1 protein-coding gene is annotated in these 523 nt (G+C 57.7%); it reads left to right on the forward strand.

From position 1 onward, the window contains the following. On the forward strand, positions 1-503 hold a 503-nt coding region (locus CR103_RS21800; RefSeq protein WP_099917963.1), incomplete at its 5' end, for an IS6 family transposase. Positions 504-523 lie beyond the last annotated feature (20 nt).

The raw sequence follows: 523 nt of genomic DNA on the forward strand, positions 1-523 counted from the left end.
AGCACAAGCGTCCTGTAGGCGCCAGCTGGCGAATGGATGAGACCTACATCAAGGTCAAGGGTGTCTGGAAATACCTCTACCGCGCGGTCGACAAGCAGGGCAAGACCGTCGACTTCCTGCTGACGGCCAAGCGCGACATGGCCGCGGCGAAACGCTTTTTTGATAAAGCCATGCAAACGAATGGCGATCCCGAAAAAGCCGCGATGGACAAGAGCGGCGCCAACAAGGCGGCCATCGATGCGATTAACGCCGGCCGTGACGTGCCGATCGTTGTGCGCCAGGTCAAATACCTCAACAACATTGTCGAGCAAGACCGCCGCGCCATCAAGCGGGTGACCAGGCCGATGCTCAACTTCAAATCATTTCGCTCTGCTCGCTGCGTGCTCGCCGGCATCGAACTCCTGCACATGATCCGCAAGGGCCAGTTCACGACCGATGGCACAAATATGACGTCGTTCGCCGATCAATTTTATGCGCTGGCAGTACAGGTCCGTCCAGTTTGAGGGCGCTGTACCTTTCGGAG

The organism is Massilia psychrophila, from assembly GCF_002760665.1.
In the GTDB taxonomy this organism is placed as follows: Bacteria; Pseudomonadota; Gammaproteobacteria; order Burkholderiales; family Burkholderiaceae_D; genus JAFCUW01.